Source organism: Robiginitalea aurantiaca, from assembly GCF_030380815.1.
GTDB classification, from domain to species: Bacteria; Bacteroidota; Bacteroidia; order Flavobacteriales; family Flavobacteriaceae; genus Robiginitalea; species Robiginitalea aurantiaca.
Map to the genome: position 1 here is coordinate 123789 of NZ_JAUDUY010000001.1, position 20348 is coordinate 144136.

20 protein-coding genes are annotated in these 20348 nt (G+C 47.3%); 13 read left to right on the top strand and 7 right to left on the bottom strand.

Translation table 11 applies throughout. The features are described from left to right. Window positions 1–8 precede the first annotated feature (8 nt). The 7 genes from atpG to QU605_RS00535 all read left to right on the top strand — a co-directional run bounded on the left by atpG (window position 9) and on the right by QU605_RS00535 (window position 6431). The gene (gene atpG, locus QU605_RS00505) at window positions 9–872 is read left to right on the top strand and encodes an ATP synthase F1 subunit gamma (RefSeq protein ID WP_289723298.1); all 864 of its coding nucleotides are present in this window, start codon (window positions 9–11) and stop codon (window positions 870–872) included. Between the two features lie 157 nt (window positions 873–1029). Then, window positions 1030–1548: a hypothetical protein gene (locus QU605_RS00510; protein WP_289723299.1), complete on the top strand. Its 519-nt coding sequence runs from the start codon at window positions 1030–1032 to the stop codon at window positions 1546–1548. Window positions 1549–1603: 55 nt separating this feature from the next. After that, window positions 1604–3064 carry a lipopolysaccharide biosynthesis protein gene (locus tag QU605_RS00515; RefSeq protein ID WP_289723300.1) on the top strand — a complete coding sequence of 487 codons (1461 nt, stop codon included), beginning with the start codon at window positions 1604–1606 and terminating at the stop codon, window positions 3062–3064. Further along, a complete protein-coding gene (dut, locus tag QU605_RS00520; RefSeq protein WP_289723301.1) occupies window positions 3061–3495 on the top strand; it encodes a dUTP diphosphatase in 435 nt (144 codons plus the stop codon). Before QU605_RS00515 ends, dut begins: the two co-directional genes overlap by 4 nt. Before the next feature lie 43 nt (window positions 3496–3538). Next, window positions 3539–4429 carry a tetratricopeptide repeat protein gene (locus QU605_RS00525; protein WP_289723302.1) on the top strand — a complete coding sequence of 297 codons (891 nt, stop codon included), beginning with the start codon at window positions 3539–3541 and terminating at the stop codon, window positions 4427–4429. Next, entirely contained in the window at window positions 4426–5199 is a 774-nt protein-coding gene (gene lolB1, locus QU605_RS00530) for a lipoprotein insertase outer membrane protein LolB1 (protein ID WP_289723303.1), read from the top strand. Before QU605_RS00525 ends, lolB1 begins: the two co-directional genes overlap by 4 nt. Window positions 5200–5201: 2 nt before the next feature. Continuing rightward, window positions 5202–6431 carry a murein hydrolase activator EnvC family protein gene (locus QU605_RS00535; protein WP_434967913.1) on the top strand — a complete coding sequence of 410 codons (1230 nt, stop codon included), beginning with the start codon at window positions 5202–5204 and terminating at the stop codon, window positions 6429–6431. Between the two features lie 10 nt (window positions 6432–6441). Here QU605_RS00535 and QU605_RS00540 read toward each other — a convergent pair whose 3' ends face one another. Next, a complete protein-coding gene (locus QU605_RS00540) occupies window positions 6442–6957 on the bottom strand; it encodes an acyl-CoA thioesterase (protein ID WP_289723305.1) in 516 nt (171 codons plus the stop codon). A gap of 60 nt (window positions 6958–7017) precedes the next feature. Next, the gene (locus QU605_RS00545; protein WP_289723306.1) at window positions 7018–7962 is read right to left on the bottom strand and encodes an HU domain-containing protein; all 945 of its coding nucleotides are present in this window, start codon (window positions 7960–7962) and stop codon (window positions 7018–7020) included. Window positions 7963–8058: 96 nt separating this feature from the next. Between QU605_RS00545 and dprA the strand changes: the two genes are divergently transcribed. Then, complete coding sequence (gene dprA / locus QU605_RS00550) at window positions 8059–9189, top strand: DNA-processing protein DprA (RefSeq protein ID WP_289723307.1); 1131 nt, start codon at window positions 8059–8061, stop codon at window positions 9187–9189. A 144-nt stretch (window positions 9190–9333) separates the two neighbouring features. Here dprA and trpS read toward each other — a convergent pair whose 3' ends face one another. Then, window positions 9334–10302 carry a tryptophan--tRNA ligase gene (gene trpS / locus QU605_RS00555; RefSeq protein WP_289723308.1) on the bottom strand — a complete coding sequence of 323 codons (969 nt, stop codon included), beginning with the start codon at window positions 10300–10302 and terminating at the stop codon, window positions 9334–9336. Window positions 10303–10376: 74 nt separating this feature from the next. On the opposite strand from trpS, the gene QU605_RS00560 reads away from it, so the two are divergent. Next, the gene (locus QU605_RS00560) at window positions 10377–11138 is read left to right on the top strand and encodes a lysophospholipid acyltransferase family protein (protein ID WP_289723309.1); all 762 of its coding nucleotides are present in this window, start codon (window positions 10377–10379) and stop codon (window positions 11136–11138) included. Between the two features lie 62 nt (window positions 11139–11200). On the opposite strand, the gene QU605_RS00565 is transcribed toward QU605_RS00560, so the two are convergent. The 4 genes from QU605_RS00565 to recA form a co-directional block, all read right to left on the bottom strand. After that, the gene (locus tag QU605_RS00565; protein WP_289723310.1) at window positions 11201–12673 is read right to left on the bottom strand and encodes a porin family protein; all 1473 of its coding nucleotides are present in this window, start codon (window positions 12671–12673) and stop codon (window positions 11201–11203) included. Window positions 12674–12683: 10 nt separating this feature from the next. Continuing rightward, the gene (locus tag QU605_RS00570) at window positions 12684–13214 is read right to left on the bottom strand and encodes an RNA polymerase sigma factor (protein WP_289723311.1); all 531 of its coding nucleotides are present in this window, start codon (window positions 13212–13214) and stop codon (window positions 12684–12686) included. Window positions 13215–13248: 34 nt separating this feature from the next. Then, window positions 13249–13674 (bottom strand): hypothetical protein, encoded by a 426-nt coding sequence (locus QU605_RS00575; RefSeq protein WP_289723312.1) that lies wholly within the window; start codon window positions 13672–13674, stop codon window positions 13249–13251. Window positions 13675–13755: 81 nt separating this feature from the next. Continuing rightward, on the bottom strand, window positions 13756–14763 hold the full coding sequence (gene recA / locus QU605_RS00580; RefSeq protein ID WP_289723313.1) for a recombinase RecA: 1008 nt from the start codon (window positions 14761–14763) through the stop codon (window positions 13756–13758). A 292-nt stretch (window positions 14764–15055) separates the two neighbouring features. On the opposite strand from recA, the gene trhO reads away from it, so the two are divergent. From trhO to QU605_RS00600, 4 genes are all read left to right on the top strand, one after another. Further along, window positions 15056–16114, top strand: coding sequence for an oxygen-dependent tRNA uridine(34) hydroxylase TrhO (trhO, locus tag QU605_RS00585; RefSeq protein WP_289723314.1), 1059 nt, complete (start codon window positions 15056–15058; stop codon window positions 16112–16114). A gap of 240 nt (window positions 16115–16354) precedes the next feature. After that, the gene (locus tag QU605_RS00590) at window positions 16355–17515 is read left to right on the top strand and encodes a PSP1 domain-containing protein (RefSeq protein ID WP_289723315.1); all 1161 of its coding nucleotides are present in this window, start codon (window positions 16355–16357) and stop codon (window positions 17513–17515) included. Further along, the gene (locus tag QU605_RS00595; protein ID WP_289723316.1) at window positions 17508–17990 is read left to right on the top strand and encodes a gliding motility lipoprotein GldH; all 483 of its coding nucleotides are present in this window, start codon (window positions 17508–17510) and stop codon (window positions 17988–17990) included. Before QU605_RS00590 ends, QU605_RS00595 begins: the two co-directional genes overlap by 8 nt. 3 nt (window positions 17991–17993) lie before the next feature. Further along, window positions 17994–20333 (top strand): penicillin-binding protein 1A, encoded by a 2340-nt coding sequence (locus QU605_RS00600; RefSeq protein WP_289723317.1) that lies wholly within the window; start codon window positions 17994–17996, stop codon window positions 20331–20333. Window positions 20334–20348 lie beyond the last annotated feature (15 nt).

Genomic DNA, 20348 nt, shown 5'->3' on the forward strand with positions numbered 1-20348 from the left:
AGGGAACTATGCCAAATTTAAAGGAAATACGAAATCGCATCGCATCGGTCTCTTCGACTATGCAGATTACCAGTGCCATGAAAATGGTATCTGCTGCAAAGCTGAAGAAAGCACAGGATGCCATTACAGCTATGCGCCCGTATTCAGATAAACTGACAGAACTTCTTCAGAACCTGAGTGCGAATCTGGACGCAGATACTGCGAGCAACTACGCGGATGTTCGAAAGGTTGATAAAGTACTCATTGTTTCCATAAGCTCTAACCGGGGACTTTGTGGAGCCTTTAACTCGAATATCGTCAAACAAAGTGTTTCGCTGGTTCAGGGGGAATACGGCAATAAGCAAGTAGACTTTGTAACTATTGGAAAAAAGGCAGATGATCTTTTAAGCAAGCGGCATACCGTTGTGTCTAACCACAACAAGGTATACGACAACCTCACTTTTGAAGAGGTTGCTCCGATTGCAGAGGACCTGATGGCGCATTTTACTGAGGGGCGCTACGATCGTATTCTACTGGTTTACAACAGGTTTAAAAATGCAGCCACACAGATTGTAATTACAGAGCAATTCCTGCCGATTCAGGCAGAGGTTGAATCTGAACAACAGGGATCTGCCGATTATATTTATGAACCCTCCGAAGCCGAAATTGTAGAACAACTCATTCCAAAATCCCTGAAAACGCAATTGTTTAAGGCGATCAGGGATTCGTATGCCGGCGAACACGGAGCCCGTATGACGGCAATGCACAAAGCGACGGATAACGCAGGAGATTTAAAAGACCAACTGACACTTACCTACAACAAGGCCCGTCAGGCGGCTATTACAAATGAAATCCTGGAGATCGTTGGAGGCGCTGAGGCGCTTAACAATTAATGTGTCCTGGAATAAGATAAAAACCCTGGCGTCTTGCCGGGGTTTTTTATTTGCCCAAAGGTGATTGCATACCCCCCCGAGGAAACCGAAAGTGCAATTTCCATTTTTGGCATCAAAATTGGAAAGGTATCTTTACAATCCTTCAGTATCGTTATTTATGAGAATATCCGTCTGTTTTACCATCTTATTCACTGCGATAGGATTAATGAGTTGTAGCTCCCAAAAAAAACTGGAATCAGACCCCCCGTTTTCGATAGAACGCCCTACGGTATCGTATTGGGCCGGAGGACGTGAGGAAAGTGGGACCGGAATGCGGTTTCAAGCCCGCTGGAACCCGGCCGACCCTTCTTCAATCGATGTGGACTCTCTTTATTTCAGGGGGAGGATTCTAAAATTAAACCGTGAGGAAACGGAAACCGGATTCCTGATTACCGGAACGTATTTGACCCCAAGTTTTGCAAATTCAGACCTTATTATGCATGCCGATTCTTTGCGAGAGGTTGGGAATCAACCTCCAAAGCCACTGCCCGAGGGGAGAGATTTCCCATTTGAACTGGGTCCGGATGAAGCCGTAATGTCTTATTTTGTAAAGTCTTCAGAAAAAAAGCACTACTATAAGATCAGCGGGGTGGTGGAAAAAACAGGACGGAATTACCCGGAGCGGACAAAGAACTGACTTTGCCGGCTCTCCCTAAATGCCTAATTTAGATTAAGATCTAACCCACGCCTAGTTGAAGCTTTTCAGGAAACTATTCAAGCAGACGTTCATTTATGGCCTTGCCACGGTGCTGCCCAGAATGCTCTCTTTCCTATTGCTTCCACTGTATTCTTCGGTCATGCCTCCCGGACTCTATGGTGAGGTTTCACTTGTATTTGTATGGTTTGCGATCTTCAATGTCCTTCTCGCCTACGGCATGGAGACTGCTTTTTTTCGTTTTTACAGCAGAGAACCCGACAAGGAACGGGTGCATACCACTGCCCTGATCTCCATAGCTGCTTCTACACTGCTATTTCTGTGCAGCTTTCTGTTGTTTAAGGACACCCTTTCGGACCTTCTGAATATCGATCCGAGGTACATGGGGTATTTCATTGCCATCTTATGTCTGGATGCCCTTGTGATAATTCCCTTTGCCCGGCTCAGAGCAATGGAGCGACCGGCAGTTTACGCCATAGTTAAAATCGCTAATATTTGCGTAAACATGGGTTTTAACCTGTTTTTTCTGCTCTTACTGCCAAAACTGGCAGCCAGCGAAAGCGGGGGGGTCTGGAAGGCCCTGTACCGGCCGGATTTTGAGGTTAATTACATCCTGATTTCAAATGTGATCGCCAGCGGGATCACATTACTCATTCTGAGTGGGAATTACGTTAAGATGCGCTTTGAGTTTGACAAGGCATTATTTAAACGGATGCTCAAATACGGCATTCCCGTAATGATAGCCGGGATCGCCTTTACCATCAACGAGGTCTTCGATAAATATCTGCTGACGGAGCTTCTGCCAGAAGACATCGCAAAAACTGAGATGGGTAAATACGCCGCCTGTTATCGCCTTGCCATGTTTATGACGCTTTTTGCCACTGCCTTTCGACTTGGAATTGAGCCTTTTTTCTTCAGTCATTCCAATTCGGAAAACCCGAGAAAAGCATATGCCCAGATCACGAATTACTTCGTTGTCCTGGGAAGTGTCATCCTTTTGGGGGTGGTCGTTTTTGCGGATGTCCTTAAGGTATTATTTGTCCGCGATGAAGCCTATTGGGAGGCGATGGCCATCGTGCCTATTATTTTGCTAGCCAGTTTTTTCCTGGGGATCTACCACAACCTGTCCGTTTGGTACAAAGTGACCGACAGGACGCGCTTCGGGGCCATAATTTCCATAGTAGGGGCGGTCATTACCATTGCCATCAACTTTTTCTTTATTCCCAAATACAGTTATTACGCATCTGCCTGGGCAACCCTGGCGGCTTACGGGAGTATGGTGATCCTGTCTTTTTACCTGGGAAGAAAATATTATCCAATACCGTACAATCTCCGGAAGATCTTCTTCTACATGGCTATTTCAATTCTCTTTTCCGGGCTTTCTTTCTATGTATTTAACAGGAATCTCTTCTCTGGCCTGCTTTTACTTTTAGTATTTTTGGGGATATTATACAGACTTGAAAAAGAGGTTTTGACCAAATTAATACGCGGAAAATGAAAGTGAGAATCATAAACAAGTCGTCAAATGAGCTTCCCTCCTATCAGACCGGAGCCTCAGCCGGAATGGACCTCAGGGCGCAACTCGAGGCGCCGGTACGCCTGGGGCCTCTTGAGCGGGCGGTAATCGGAACAGGGTTGTATATGGAACTGCCTGTGGGTTATGAAGCTCAGGTAAGACCCAGAAGTGGTCTCGCCGCGAAAATGGGGATTACAGTGCTCAACAGCCCGGGAACCATAGATGCAGATTACCGGGGAGAGATTGGCGTAATTCTTGTGAATGTATCCAATGAGCCCGTGACCATTGCGCATGGAGAGCGAATTGCTCAAATGGTAATTAGCCGCTTTGAACAGGCTGAGTGGGAAGCGGTGGAGGTCCTCACGGACACAGAACGCGGAAGCGGGGGCTTTGGAAGTACAGGGGTCGATTAACGGAAAGCGAAATTCGAGGATGAGATGTCAGGGGATATTGTGGATGTTTTTGCTACTACTGGGACCGGGTTTGGTCATCGGGCAGGAGGAAGGCAGTGCAGACTTATTCACTGAACCTTATACAGATGAATTTCAGGAAGCTTTTTTTGAATCCCTGAAACAAAAAGGTATTGAGAACTACGACCGGGCCGAAGCCCTGATGCTGGATGCTAAGAAGTACAGGCCAGATGATCCGGTGGTGGATTACGAACTCGCCAGAATTCTTATTCTGGCCAGGGCGTATAACAGGGCAGAGCCATTTGCCCTGGATGCTGTTCGGGCGGACCCTTCAGAATACTGGTATGTAGACTCCTTTATGCAAACCCTTAAACATCAGTCTAAGAATGTGGACGATTACAGGGCTGATTTGCCATTTGGCGCCCCCGAATTCAAATTGAACCTGGCCCGATGGTATCTTGCGGAAGGACGCTATCAAAAAGCGAGGGAGCAGTTGACGCCCCTGGCCGGTCAGGAGGATGCAAAGCAATTGTTGCAGGAAGTAAATCGGTTGGAAGCCATACGCGCTCCTGCCACAGTCGAAAACAAGCCTGAAGCTTCAGGGCCTTCAGAAGATAGCCGTTCCATTGCCGCTTTTGAATCCCGACTGGACGTTCTACTAAAGGCCTCAGACTGGAAAGCTTTAGAAGAAGAAAGCAGCAGTGCCATAGAGCGTTTTCCCCTGCAACCTCGGTTCTACTACTGCAAGGGATTATCTTTGTTGCGACAGGATCGCGCAAAGCAAGCCGTATCTGTCCTTAAGGAAGGAGAGAGCTATCTTCTGGAACCATCAGAAGTCGGACAACAGATATACAGCGCCATGTCAGAGGCTTACATTATGCTGGGCGATACCGAAAAGGCAAAGAAGTATTCGGATAAATTAAAAGCCGGATTGTGAGAAAGAAATGGATTATACCGATTGTTTCGAGCACACTGCTTATCCTGAGTGCCTGTGGCTCTTCGCGGCTTGTCGGCGGTGCAGATGTAGATGAACGCCTTTCGGTTAAAAATGTTATTCGGAATCACGAGGCCGCAGAGGTAAAGTTCAGGACCTTGAGCGGAAGACTGGGAATCGATTACTCGGACGGTGAGGATTCTCAAAGTGTGACGGTTTCCCTGAGGATGAAAAAAGACGAGGTGATTTGGCTCAGCGCCCCACTGGGCGTAATAAAGGTTTTGATTACTCCAGGACGTGTTTCCTTTTATAACAAACTGAACAATGAATATTTTGATGGAGATTACACCTATCTCAATCAGATATTAGGGTCTGAGGTGGATTTTGAAAAATTACAGAACCTTTTAATAGGGCAGTCCATGATGGAGCTGTCAGGACAAAATTACGAGCTGCGGTATTCACCAAAGGCTTACGAATTGCAGCCCAAAGCAGCTCTTGAGTTGTACAAATTCCTGTTGAAGATAGAGCCCCAGTACTTCCGAATAGCGTCCCAGGAGCTGGCGCAACCCGCACAGCGTCGGCTGATGGAGGTGCGTTACACGAGTTATCAGGAGATACAGGGTCAGGTTTTACCCGACTATGTTCAAATTGACGCCGTCGAGGCAGATCAAAAGATTACGATAGGAATCGACTATAAACAGGTAGAATTGGACAGGGAATTGCGTTTTCCCTATAAAATACCGAAAGGTTTTAATCCGGTGGCTCTAAAGTGAGAATTGAAGGCATCAATATCTTAACCCGCGTCCTTTTTATTGGCCTCTTGATTTATGGCCTGTCAGGGTATGCCCAGACCGGAGAACAGAAGGCGCTGGAGGCACGTAAGGAGCGCCTGGAGAATGAGATACGGGAGATCAACAGGTTGCTTTTGGTCCAAAAGGAACAGAGGGGGAGCGTCCTCGATCAGATGGACGCGCTGAATCAAAAGATCAACAGGCAACAACAACTTATCCGGATCACCAATCAGCAGTCCAATTTACTCAACAGGCAGATTAATACGAATATCCGCCAAATCAGCAAATTGAGATCAGATCTGCAGGCCCTAAAGGAAGATTACGCCCAGATGATCCGTAAATCCTATGAAAACCGTTCACAACAGAACCGGTTATTGTTTTTGATGTCATCCACCAGTTTTTTTCAGGCCTTCAAGCGATTGCAATACATGAAGCAGTATACGCAGTTTCGAAAGAAACAAGGGGAAGAGATCCTTGTAAAAACTGAAGAACTCAGCACTTTAAACAATGATTTAACCCGGCAGCGCAAGGAAAAGGAACTTTTGATAGCCCAAAACCGGCGCGTGAAGAATGAACTGACCAATGAAGTGGAATCCCAACAGGCGCTTTTGAAGACAATTCGCCGCAACGAAAGTGCGTATGCGGCAGAGATAGATAAAAAACGGAAGGAAGCCCGGGCTATTGAACGACAGATCGAAAATATGATCCGATCTGCCATAGCCGCCTCGAACCGGGAGAGCGGAAAAACCACAACAAGTCCCGGTAAATTTGCACTAACCCCTGAGGCTACGCTCATTGCCAATAATTTTTCAGCCAATAAAGGCCGGTTGATCTGGCCGGTCGAAAAAGGAGTCAAAAAACAGGGATACGGGGTCTATGCGGATGCGGTATATCCGGGAATTAAGCACCAGAGTAATGGAGTAATTATCGCAGCTGACGAAGGATCGGATGCACGGGCCGTCTTTGAAGGTGAAGTTATTGCGGTACTCGCGGTACCCGGGGGCAATAAAGGGGTACAACTCAAACACGGGAACTTTATCAGCACATATTACAACCTGGCTGAGCTCTATGTGAAAAAGGGCGATAAAGTCAAGGTAAAGGACGCCCTTGGTAAAATATATACCAGTAAGTCCAGCGGTTTGACGCAACTAAAATTCTATCTCTATCGCGATGCGAACCGCCTGAATCCGGAAGAGTGGATATACCGATTGTGATAAAAGGTTCTTAGTCCTCCTGAAATAAAGCCTTTAATTCCGTGGCATCGTGCGGATTCATTTTTCCCGCCAATACCAGACTGAGTTGCTTGCGCCTCAGTGCAGCCTCAAAACGTAATTGCTCCAGTTCGGTTTCGGGAAGTACAGGAGGAACTTCTGTAGGGATTCCGATGTCATCCACGGCTACAAAAGTATAGATAGCCTCATTAGCCTTCGTGCGTTCTCCGCTGAAGCGGTCCTCGGTCCACACATCAATAACTATTTCCATTGAGGTTCGGAAGGCCCTGGATATGCTCGCTTCAACCGTGACGACACTTCCAAGTGGAATGGAGCGGTTAAAAGCCACATGGTTTACGGAAGCAGTAACGGCTATCCGGCGACTGTGTCTTCGGGCCGTAATGCTCGCTGCCCGGTCCATGCGGGCCAGCAGTTCTCCACCAAAAAGGTTGTTCAGGGGGTTGGTTTCACTAGGCAAAACCGTATCGGTCATTGTGGTCCGGGACTCACTGGGACGTTTCGCTTCCATTGGGAAATTTTCGGCAAAGATACGTCTTCCCTTTAGAAATTATCCCGGGTTTTGCACGAACTAATCCATCGAGAGGAGCCACGCATCTGCAGAATCTTCGCTCCTGACCTTTTTCAGGAATTCTAGGGCCTGGTTAGGATCCGCAAAACTGGCATAAGTAACCTGATATAAGCCATACCGATTTTGGCCTAGATATCGGGCATCGTATCCGCGGGAAAGCAGTTGGGAAATCCGTTTGTCTGCATTTTCCCTGATCCTGTAGGCCCCGGCGATAATGTGATGGGAGCGCTCAATTTTGGAATGCACATTGAGATTTATTGATGGCAGTTCCACCGGACGCGTGCTGAAAAAAGTGGCTTCCTGAATGCTTTTGGAGACCTCTTTCTGAGCCTTTTCGTATGCGATTGCCGTAGAATCAATTTTTTCCTGATAGAGGGAATATCCGCTCAGGGTGGTTGAAACAGCCAGCAAAACGACCGCTGCATATTTGTACAATGGCCTCAACCCCTTTACTTTACGCGCCTCTGGCGTAATTGTAAAGGGAATATTTGTCTCTATCTGACGTACTTCTTCTTTGAGAACTTCACGCGTAACACCATTTGCGATTACGGGACTTAGCCCGAATGAAGACATTAAATAGTTGACCCTTGTGGTCGGTTCGAAGGAAATTCGCCCTTCCTGATTCATCCTGAAGGAGCCCAGATCAGGGAAATCCAGTTGTTTTTCAGTCTTCAGGGTTTCACTCCAATCCTTAGCGGCCGAGAGTACATTTTCCAGTGTTTCCTCATAAGACTTCCCTTCTGCCTGAGCTATATGGGACACCAAAAGTCCATCGCTGGTTTGCAACTGTGAATTAAAAGACAATTCCTTGTAAGGAGGGAGGAATGTATTGCTTTCAACTTGCAGGGATGCAGATTTAATTTGGCACAAAAATGCCCCGAAACCCGGAACTACCACACATTGGTACCGATATAGCAGGGATGAGATGTAATTTTCTAATTGCATTAAAACAAAGATGGCAAAATTTAACAGTCTGGACAACAGGAAGGGCTTCCTTTTATTAACACGGGGCCATTCGCCTGTTGACAACACACCTTTTAAATGACAGAAAATGAAGTACTTGCGTGGATCAGGTTACAAAGAGTCCAGGGGATAGGCCCTGTTCTCGGCCGTAAATTGGCAGCGCATTTCGGAGATGTACAGAAAATTTTCAGCCAATCTCAGAAGCAGTTGGTTCACATCCACGGAGTCGGACCAAAAATGGCCGGTAACCTATTGAATTCCAAATACAGGGAGGAAGCGGAGCAGGAGTATTTAAAGGCGGAGTCCAGGGGCATTCAATGCCTGCCGTTGTCTGGCAGGGCCTACCCCACACTTCTCAAAGAATGTGCGGACGCCCCCCTGGTATTGTTTCAGAAAGGGCCACTAGAGTTTTCCGGTAACATCGCGTTAAGTGTTGTCGGAACCCGGAAGATGACTTCGTATGGACGGAGGTTTTGCGAACATCTTCTGGAAGAAATTAAACCCTTTAACCCGTTGATTATTAGTGGCCTCGCCTATGGAGTGGATATCTGTATACAAAGGATGGCTATTAAAATGGGCTTCAGGACAGTTTCCTGCATGGGGCACGGTCTGGATATGGTGTATCCCGGAGCACACGTTAAATACATCTCTGAGATCCTGAAGGAAGGAGCCCTGCTCTCAGAGTTTTGGTTGGGGACGACTCCCCAGCCCATGAATTTTGTAAGGAGGAATCGGATCATCGCAGGTTTAAGCCCGGCTACGGTGGTAGTGGAGTCGGGCCTGAAAGGTGGAAGCCTGATTACAGCCGACCTGGCGTTTGACTATAACAGGGAAGTCTTTGCAGTCCCTGGCAGAATTTCGGATGCCTACAGTGCCGGATGCAATTTACTGATAGATCAACAGAAGGCACACCTGCTGCAATCCGTCCAACAGTTAGCAGGGACACTCAACTGGGTTTCATCAGGGTACACACCAGGACAAAAAACCCAGAAAAAAATAGAGGCGTCCGCCCCTGAACTGAATTCGGAGGAGGCTCGAATTTGGAAATTTCTTTGTGAAAATGGAGTTCAAATCCTGGATGATATTGCGATATCCTGTGAACTCACAGTCCGGGAGGCCGTTGTGGTGTTATTAGGGATGGAAATGAAAGACATTATTCGCCCGCTTCCCGGCAAAAAGTTTGAATTGACACCTAAATTTACCAACTAGCGGGTCGGTTTTCGAGGGATTTGAGGTGTGGGAGGCTCAAAAAAGGTGTTCGGTCGAATCAAGTGACCGTTTATCCGGATTGCGCCCCGTTCACTTTTTCGCCTTCCAAAGTAAAACCGACTCCCCGGTCGGAACAGCCAAATTTCAATACCCGAGTTTTCCACGAACCCTTTCAAGGACAGAATCAGCTACTTTCTGGGCTTTTTCCGCACCAATAAACAGGGCTTCATCAATTTCTTCCCGATGTGACATATAATAATGAAAACGTTCCCGGGCTTCTCCAAAATTTTCCAGGAGGCATTCGTAAAGCGCCTGTTTCGCATGCCCGTAACCATAGTTTCCACCCGCGTAATTGGAGCGCATTTCTGCTATGGCTTGTTTCCCGGCCAGAATTTGATATAGGGCAAAAACGGTATCGGTATCCGGATCTTTGGGATCTTCAAGGGGCGTACTGTCTGTTATAATACCCATAATTTGCTTTCTCAGCGCCTTGTCTGACAGAAAAATATCGATGAGGTTCCCCTTGCTTTTACTCATTTTCTCTCCGTCGGTACCGGGGATATACATGGTTTCATCCTGTACTCTGGCTTCCGGGATCACAAAGGTTTCCCCCATCTGAGCATGAAACCTGGAGGCGACATCCCGGGTCATTTCCAGATGTTGCAATTGATCTTTGCCCACCGGAACAAAATCGGCGTCATACAGCAGAATGTCGGCAGCCATGAGCATAGGGTAGGTAAAAAGGCCTGCATTGACATCTTCCAGCCTGTCTGCCTTATCCTTAAAGGAATGGGCAAGGGTCAGGCGTTGATACGGAAAGAAACAACTTAAATACCATGAGAGCTCGGTCACCTGGGGCACATCGCTTTGGCGATAGAACACCGTTTTATCGGGGTCAAGACCAAACGCAAGCCATGTGGCGGCTGTAGCATAGGTGTTTTCACTCAGGAGTTTCCCATCTTTGATTTGTGTAAGGGAGTGCATGTCTGCAATAAAGAGGAAGGAGTCATTTTCGGGTTTGGACGCCATGTTGATGGCGGGGATGATGGCTCCTAAAATATTTCCCAAATGGGGAGTTCCGGTACTTTGAATCCCAGTTAAAATCCGTGGCATGGGTTGAAATTTGAATAGAAAAACAAAAGTAACGCAATTACAAGAACCCTCCCAAAATTCTTACATTTGACCCTATGCTGGCTTTTCTGAAAAAAGCAGGGCGGGCCCTGTATAGAGTCTGGTTTTATATTCTGGTTACCATACCAATCATTATATTTTCCCCTTTGCTCATCGCTTCCACCTTATCTGAGAAGACGTACCCTCAGTTTTTCTGGCTTGCCCGGAATCTATGGGCCCCGGTCATTCTTTATGGGATGGGGTGTCCTCCGAAAATAACGTATTGTGAACGCATGAAGCGCTCAGAAAGCTATATGCTCGTAGCGAACCATACCAGTATGCTGGATATCATGTTAATGCTCAGGGTTAGTCGGAATCCTTTTGTGTTTGTGGGAAAAAAAGAGCTGGTTAATATTCCTGTTTTTGGATTTTTTTATAAACGGGTTTGTATTATGGTGGATCGGGAGGATAGTCGCAGCCGTTCGGCCGTCTACAGGCGTGCCCAAAGGCGTCTTGATGAAGGACTGAGTATTTGTATTTTCCCGGAGGGAGGTGTGCCGGATGAGTCAGTAGTCCTGGACGCATTCAAGGACGGAGCGTTCAAAATGGCGATAGCCCACAAAATCCCGATAGTCCCTATAACGTTTTACGACAATAAAACCCGATTCCCTTTCCGGTTTTACAGCGGATCCCCAGGGCTTTTGAGAACACGGGTTCATCCGTTTTTTAACACAAAAAACTCAAATACGTCAGACACCCCAGTCTTGAGTAATGCTGTAAGGGAGGTTATTTTGGAAAGCCTGGTCGAAGGACCGAATGTACCGTGTCACGGAACCTAGTGCCAGCCATTTAATATACTAAAAGGTATATATAAACATCGTGCCTGGCATGGTCACTAGACTCAGAATCGGAAACTAAGACCGCTGTATACACCCACGGAATAGGGTCTGAAACTTCCTTCTGTCTGAGAAAAAGTGTTGAGTTGGTATTTAAACATCGGTAGAAGGTTGAGTTCCAGTCGCGGATTTAGCCGATAGAATAAACCAAACCCGAGGTTGGTGCTGAAATTCAGCGAATTCATGTTATTGGACTCCCCAACTTCGGTTATAGTCCCGGAGGACTCGAGGCTAACGGAATTGTCCATCAGAAAAAGCGAACTCATGCCTCCGATCAGATTAAGCCCCCATTTTTTATCGATTAAGGTATACTGCATTTCAACGGGAACTTCGAGATATCCGAATTCCTGAACCATCTGCCCTTGTCGGGCCGGGCTGGGTGCCGATATGTCGACAGCTGTCGGCTGCTGGGGCTCCCGGGCCCCGCCGGCCGTGCTGTGAACCACAAGGCTTTTGGAGTTTTCAGAGTAACTAATACTTCGGATAAGGGAACTCGGACGGGCCGAGGGAGAAGAGGTAAAACCTACTTCATTGGTGTTGTATCCGTAGTCAACCCTGTGAATTCCCGAACGAATACTAATCTTCGGGGATACTTTATAGGCTACCTGAAGTCCGTAACTCATATTTACGGAGCCCGATTTGGAATTGTTCACAAAATTGGGCGATATCGGAGACCCGTTTCCAAATGAATCGAAATAGACGGGGGCAAGGCTGGGCCCTACCATCCATTTGCCACCTTTATCTGCCTGTTCTGCGACAGCATCCTCATCTTCTATGGCTTCAAAAATGGATTTTTTCCCATCTTCCTTTGATGCCAGAGCTTCAGCCTCCCTTTCATTCTTTTGGTCTGAATCCAATAAAGGCAAAGCATCATTTTCCGGCAGGGTCCCTTTGCTGTCCAATTCCGGATTCCCGGGTTTTTTCACAGCAGTTGCCAGATCCGCCTGTCCGTTAAATTGAAGGGAATTCGAGGCTTTTCCCTCCTCCTCACCGGGGGATTTTTGCATTTGGGACTCAGAGGCGAGCAAAGTCTTGACCTGTGGCGTATTTTCCTTTGTGGAAATCATTTCAGGCCGTGTCGACTTTTTTCCAGGAAGGTTTCCAGGCTTTCCCTCGGCTTTCCCGGGCTGCACATCTTCGGGATCCTTACCGGCCACTACCTCGGATGGAACCGGGGTAATAGGGGGTGTGTTCAAATCAGGGGTATCCCCTTTTTCCGGACTTCTGGCATCTTGATTAACCTCAGTACCCGTGACAGCAGGTATCCGGCTTTCGGAATCTTCCCATGGGTTTATTACAAAGAGCATTCCTGCCAGTACTGCCGCCGCAGCACCCCAACGCCACCAAAGCGGGATAACCCGAGTGGGTTTTTTCTTGTCCAGGGAAGAGTGGATGCGATTCCAAACCCTGGGATCCGGGTTTTCCCGGTAATCCTCCAGTTGCTCCTGGAACAGTTTTTCCAATTCTCTATCGTCCATTATTTGGATGTTAGGCTATCTGTTTTTTTTTTAAAATCTTTTCCTGCAGGATCATCCGTGCACGTGATAAATTCGACTTGGAAGTACCTTCCGAAGTACCAAGTGCCTCGCTGATCTCCTTGTGGCTATACCCGTCCAGAACGTACATGTTAAATGTAAGCCTGTACTTTTGGGGCAATTCCTGAATGTATTTCAGCAAGAGCGCCAATGAAATATCCGAGTCTTCGATTCCCTCGAGTTCTTCAGACTGATCGGGAACATCTGAAAGCAACTTCAAAGGTTCCTTTTTCCGGTATTTCTGCAGAACGGTGTTCACGGTGATTCGTTTTAACCAACCTTCGAAGGATCCTTTTGATTTATATTGATGGATCTTTTCGTAAATCGTCATAAAACTATCGTGCAGGTTGTCCTCTGCTTCCGTTCTGTTCCTGGAGTATTTTAGGCAAATTCCATAGAGCACAGGAGCGTGCTTCTGGTACAGTGCCTCCTGAGCGGCCCTGTTTCCCTTTACACACTTTTTAATAAGTTCCTGTTCTGTCAAAATGGAGGACAAATTTTATGCGGGATTCTGAAAATCATGGGACGACTGGAACTTCGATTTCCATGAACTCATCCAGTCCGGCCTCGTTTTTCCCTGTCCAGAACCTAAAAACATAGGTTTCCTCGTAAAGACAAACGAATTCGAAACTGGTTTCCACCTCTTTCAGGGCTTCCGTGCAGGGCATGTCGTCCTGCTCTGTACCGATGGCCACAACGCGCCGTACCGTAGTCTCCTCGGGCAGAATGTCAAATCCCTCAAATTCGGTACACCCGTTTGGTTCGAGTACCGTAACCGCTATCTCATAGGTCTCGTTCAGCCTGAATGTTTCAGGCATTTCCACGGCGACTGTAACAAGGCTTACAAAACGATAACTAACCTCGTCACTGCTGATATCACAGCCGTTAAACAGGACCAGGGATAGCAGAAAAAGCAGTCTGTTCCGAAGCGCTTTCATTGGCATAAAATCCCTTAAACTCCACTGAGTAGATGAGGAGCTGTGCTAAAGGTTGCTTAAGACCTGTAGGAATGTCTGTGATGCAACTCAGTCCTGGACGGCACTGATTGCATCCTTGATTTTTCCTTCGAGCTCATCCATCAGTTCAGGATTGTCATTGAGAAGGGTTTTAACCGCGTCCCTGCCCTGTCCTAACTTGGTATCTCCATAGCTGAACCAGGAGCCACTTTTTTTGATGATCTCATATCCGACACCCAGATCCAGAATTTCCCCTACTTTGGAAATCCCCTCTCCGTACATGATGTCGAATTCAGCCATCTTAAAAGGAGGCGCAACCTTATTCTTGACCACTTTAACCCGGGTCTTATTTCCAAGAACCACCCCATCTGTATTTTTAATTTGGGTGGAACGGCGAATATCCAACCGGACAGAAGAGTAAAACTTCAGGGCATTACCGCCCGTGGTCGTTTCAGGGTTACCGAACATAACCCCGATTTTTTCCCGCAACTGGTTGATAAAAATAACCGTACTATGGGTCTTGCTTATGGATCCTGTTAGTTTTCGCAGCGCCTGGGACATAAGGCGGGCGTGTAATCCCACTTTGGAATCTCCCATTTCCCCTTCGATTTCGCTTTTTGGGGTAAGTGCGGCGACGGAATCGATGATAACGATATCAATGGCACCGGAACGTATCAGGTTATCCGCAATCTCAAGGGCCTGCTCCCCATGATCGGGCTGGGAGATGATCAGGTTGTCAATATCAACCCCGAGTTTTTCAGCATAGAACCTGTCAAAGGCGTGTTCAGCATCGATAAAAGCGGCAATACCCCCTGCTTTCTGAGCTTCTGCAATAGCGTGTAAGGTAAGCGTTGTTTTACCTGAGGATTCAGGGCCGTATATTTCGACAACCCTCCCTCTGGGATAACCTCCTACCCCGAGTGCGAGATCGAGGCCCAGCGAACCGGAGGAAATAACCTCAACATCCTCTATTACACCATCTCCCATCTTCATAACCGCACCTTTTCCATAGGTTTTATCCAGTTTATCGAGAGTTAATTTAAGGGCTTTCAACTTCGCTTCTTTATCGCTGCTCATAGGTTTTTTTCTTAAGTGGATGGCTAAATTACCATTTCTTTTGGCATTATCACAATGGCTAAAGCAACCTTTTAGGGGTTTGCGTATCTTTTTGAATAAGTGCCCGGAACAGCCCGCAATATACATCCGGAAACCGCAAATTCCCTGCGGTGAATTGCTATGAAAAAGAATGCATTTGCGGTCCCGGCAGAGCCCTGAAATACGATCAGGGCTCTTTTTTTACCCCTGATTTCCAACGGATTTCCTATTTTTGCCTCGATCAATTTCTTTTAACTTAAAACGTAGGTATAGCATGCAACTGTACAATACGCTAAGTGCTGAAGAAAGGGAAGCGCTTATTGAAGCCGCCGGGAAGGAACGGCTGACGATCTCTTTCTACAAATATGCACATATCGGAAACCCAACCCTCTTCAGGGATTATTTATTCATTCATTGGAACGCCCTTGACGTCTTAGGTCGCATTTACGTAGCCAAAGAAGGAATTAATGCCCAGCTTTCTGTTCCCGCGGAAGACTTCGAAAGATTCAAGCAACATTTGGACAGCATTAGCTTTCTGGAGAATGTGCGCCTGAATATCGCCATTGAGCAGGACAATAAATCCTTTCTGAAACTAAAGATCAAAGTGCGTCACAAGATCGTGGCCGACGGGCTGGAGGATGGGAGTTTTGATGTTACCGATAAAGGGATACACGTAGGCGCTGAACAATTCAATGCGCTGGTGGAAGACCCGGATGCCATTGTGGTCGATATGCGGAATCATTACGAGAGTGAAATAGGCCACTTTGAGAATGCGATTACCCCGGATGTGGATACCTTCAGGGATTCACTGGACATCATCGAGGACCAGCTGAAGGATGCCAAAGAGGATAAAAAGCTGGTTATGTACTGTACGGGGGGGATTCGCTGTGAAAAAGCCAGTGCCTATTACAGGCACAAGGGTTTTAAACAGGTTTATCAGCTAGAAGGCGGCATCATTGAATACACCCGTCAGGTTCGGGAAAAACAACTCGACAACAAGTTTAAGGGAAAAAATTTCGTTTTTGACCACCGCCGGGCTGAACGGATTTCAGAAGACATTATATCCAACTGCCATCAGTGCGGGGATCCCTGTGACTCCCATACCAATTGCGCGAACGAAGGCTGCCATCTCTTGTTTATACAGTGTGAGAAGTGCGCAGCTAAAATGAATTCCTGTTGCTCTGAAGCCTGTATGGATGTGATAGCCCTGCCGGTTGAAGAACAGAAAAAACTGCGAAAGGGCAAAGCCCAGAGCAATCTCATCTTTAAAAAAGGAAGGTCTGAAGTGCTCAAGTATAAAAAATCTCCCGATGTCCATGTAGTTGTGGATTGATGGGGGGTGAGCCCAGAATTCTCCGGCTGTTTTTCTCTGGGATTTCACCCGTCTTCTTTGCGGGTAGCGGCACAGAACCCATGTATTTCGGGCAACACCCTCAGTCCGAAATCTATGGTTTCGGATTCATGGGAGTTTTCATTTCCCCTTAAAATTATCCTATCTTTACACGAGTAAACGATTTATGAACCTGTTTCTACTGTGTTTTTTACTTGAACCAGTGGAATTGAGATAAAAAATATGGGGTGTAGCAGTTGTTCAACCGGAAAGGGTGGACAGCCGCGCGGATGTAGGAACAATGGGACCTGCGGCACGGATGGCTGTAATAAACTTACGGTTTTTGACTGGCTTTCCAACATGTCGCTGCCAGCTGGGCAGCAGGCGTTTGATGTAGTGGAAGTTCGGTTTAAAAACAGCAGAAAGGAATTCTACAGGAATGCAGAGGGACTTTCGCTTTCAATTGGGGATGTGGTTGCCACTCAGGCAAAATCAGGCCACGATATTGGTATTGTCACGCTAACCGGAGAACTGGTAAAGGTTCAAATGCGGAAAAAAAAAGCGGGACAGGACGAGATGCTTCCGAAAATTTATCGAAAAGCGACACAACGCGATATCGATAAATGGGTTAAGGTGAGAGGGAAAGAGGAAGAGATCAAAAAGCGCTCCCGCGAAATGGCCATTATCCTGGGCCTTCAAATGAAGATTTCCGACGTTGAATTTCAGGGGGATGGTTCAAAAGCCACATTTTACTATACCGCGGACGAGCGGATAGACTTTCGTCAATTAATCAAAGACATGGCCAAGGCATTTGGCATCCGTATCGATATGCGGCAAATTGGCCTGAGACAGGAGGCACAGCGCCTTGGGGGCATTGGCTCCTGTGGACGGGAACTCTGCTGTTCCACCTGGTTGACAGATTTCAGGTCTGTGAGTACCGCGGCAGCCCGATATCAACAATTATCCCTAAACCCCCAGAAACTGGCAGGGCAGTGCGGTAAACTGAAGTGCTGCCTGAATTACGAACTGGATACCTACCTCGATGCCCTGAAGGGCTTCCCTTCATCCGACACCAAATTACAAACTGAAAAAGGAGTGGCATTTTGCCAGAAGACGGATATTTTCAAAGGGATACTTTGGTTCTCATATAAGGATGATCCCTCCAACTGGCACTCCCTGAGCAGGGAGCAGGTCAATACGATTCTCGAATTGAATCGGGAGAAGAAAAAGGCCCAGAGTCTGGAGCAATATGCCTCGGAGAACTTTTCCGACAAGGAAATTACCTTTGAGAACCCTGTAGGGCAGGATAGTCTCACGCGTTTTGACAGGCCAAAGTCGAAACGAAGGAGCAATAAGCGCCGAAACAAAGGGAATAATCGTAAAAGAACCTCTAAAAATGCTTAGATCCCTGTACATTTTTTGTGCCCTTGCACTCTGTTTTTCCTGTACGGATCACCTTGCCTATTCCACGTTTATATCCACTGAAAATGGTCAATGGGCAAAGGATCGGACAATGGAATTTACCTTTAGTGAAATGGATACGCTCCAGACTTACGACATGTTTATCACCCTTCGCAATGATCAGCAATATCCCTACAACAACCTTTTTGTCATTGCGCAAATCACTGCCCCGGACGGCACATCGGAGCGGGATACGCTGGAATATCAGATGGCCGATGCCATGGGGAACTGGCTGGGCACAGGTTTCGGAAGTGTGAAGGAAAACAAGTTTTGGTATAGAGAAAACATCGTTTTTCCGGATACTGGCGTATATACTGTTACTGTTTCCCACGCCATGAGGAAAAATGGCAGTGCGGAGGGACTGGATGTCTTACCAGGAGTCCTGGATATTGGCTTGCAGATCGAGAAGAACCCTTAGACAATGGCAAAGAAGAAAAAAACGAAATCAAACCCTTTCAAGCCCTTTATTAAGGCATTCTGGATTCTTTTTTTGGGAGGAGTCCTTTCAATTGCCCTGATCTTCCTTTTGGCCTCCTGGGGGGTCTTTGGGGAAATGCCTACGTTTGAAAGGCTTGAGAACCCCCAGACCAACCTCGCCACCGAAATCATTTCCTCGGATGGGAAAACCCTCGGTAAATTCTTTTTGGAAGATAACCGGACCGATGTGCCTTATTCCGAGTTGCCCGAAAATCTGGTGCAGGCACTGATCGCCACCGAGGACGTCCGTTATTACGACCATTCCGGTGTCGATGCCCGGGGGACGTTGCGGGCCGTTATGTTTCTCGGACAACGAGGTGGAGCCAGCACTATTTCTCAGCAGTTAGCGCGTCAATTATTTGTAGGCGTCCGCTCAAAGAACGTCGTGGAAGCCGTATTGCAGAAAGTAAAAGAGTGGGTTATCGCTACCCGCCTCGAGCGCAATTACACAAAGGAGGAAATCATTTCGATGTATTTGAACATCTACGATTTTGGATACAATGCAGATGGTATCCGGTCTGCCTCCCGGATCTACTTTGGTAAAGAACCAAGGGATCTGAAAATCGAAGAATCGGCCCTGTTGGTGGGGATGTTGAAGAACTCCTCCCTCTACAATCCGATCCGAAGAGAAGAACTTACACTGGAACGCCGGAATACTGTTTTGGCTCAGATGGAGAAATATAATTATATCACGGAATCCGAGCGCGATTCGCTGATCGCTCAAAAAATGGACATCAACTTTAACCCGGAAAACCACCGGGAAGGGTTGGCGACGTATTTCAGGATGTACCTGCAGCGATGGCTTAAGAATTGGATTTCAGAAAATCCGAAACCCGCCATGGAAGGTGAGCGGGATACCTGGAATATTTACCTGGACGGGCTGAAGGTGTATACGACGATCGATTCGAGGATGCAGGCAAATGCCGAAGCAGCCGTGCAGGATCACATGAAGCGGCTTCAAGCAGAATTCTTTCATCAGAACACCCCTGACCGTAACCCGACAACGCCATTTCTGGAGCTGACTTCAGATGAAATCCGGTCGATTATCAATCGGGCAATGAAGTCTTCCGAGCGCTGGAGAGCGATGTCCAGGCAGGGGAAATCCGAGGAGGAAATCCGGGATTCCTTCAACAAGCAGACGGAAATGACAGTTTTTGACTGGAATGCCCCTACAAGAGAAAAGGACACTGTGATGACGCCTTTGGATTCCATACGGTATTACAAGACCTTCTTAAGGGCGGCCATGATGTCCATGGAACCTCAGACGGGGCACGTGAAGGCCTGGGTAGGCGGTATTAACTATCGCCATTTTCAATATGACAATGTAATACAGGGTTCACGGCAGGCAGGGTCTACATTCAAACCGTTTGTCTATGCCGCAGCGATCGATCAGTTGCGCAAATCCCCCTGTGATGCCCTTCCCGACACCCAATACTGTATTGAGGCCAACAAGTACGGAAATCCTGAACCCTGGTGCCCTAAAAACGCAAATGGCAAGTATTCCGGACAGAGTTACACCCTGAAACGGGCACTGGCAAATTCAGTCAATACGGTAACCGCCCAGCTTATCGATGAGGTCGGGCCAAGGCCCGTGGTGAGTATCGTGAAAAACCTTGGCCTCACCCGGGAAATCCCGGAAGTCCCCTCAATAGCGCTGGGGACACCGGAATTCAGTGTATATGAAATGGTAGGGGCTTTTGGGGCCTTTGCCAACCAGGGGGTATATGTAAAACCCGTAATGGTCACGCGTATTGAAGATAGAAATGGCACCGTTCTTTATGAATACACCCCGGAGACCAAGGATGTGCTGAGTCGGGATGTGGCATACGCCATGGTGGACTTATTGAAAGGAGTAACCGAAGGAGGTTCAGGGACTCGTCTCAGACACACCGTTGCAAAGGAGAATCACGTCTATAAGGAAGTTGTCACGGGATACCCCTATGAATTTAGCAACCCGATCGCCGGAAAAACGGGGACGACCCAAAACCAGAGTGACGGATGGTTCATTGGGATGGTTCCAAACCTGGTCACAGGGGTATGGGTTGGCGGAGAGGAACGCGCCACCCATTTTAGCAGAATTGATTATGGGCAGGGGGCTACAATGGCCCTGCCTATATGGGGCCTTTATATGAAGCAAAATTACGCCATGCCTGAACTTGAAATCTCCCTGGCGGATTTTGAGGAACCGGAGGATTTATCCATACGCATTGACTGTAATAAACCTTTAGAAGAGGAAGAAGAAAATCAGGAACTGGAAGACGATTTGGAGGAATTGGATTTCTGATTTAACTTTCAGAAT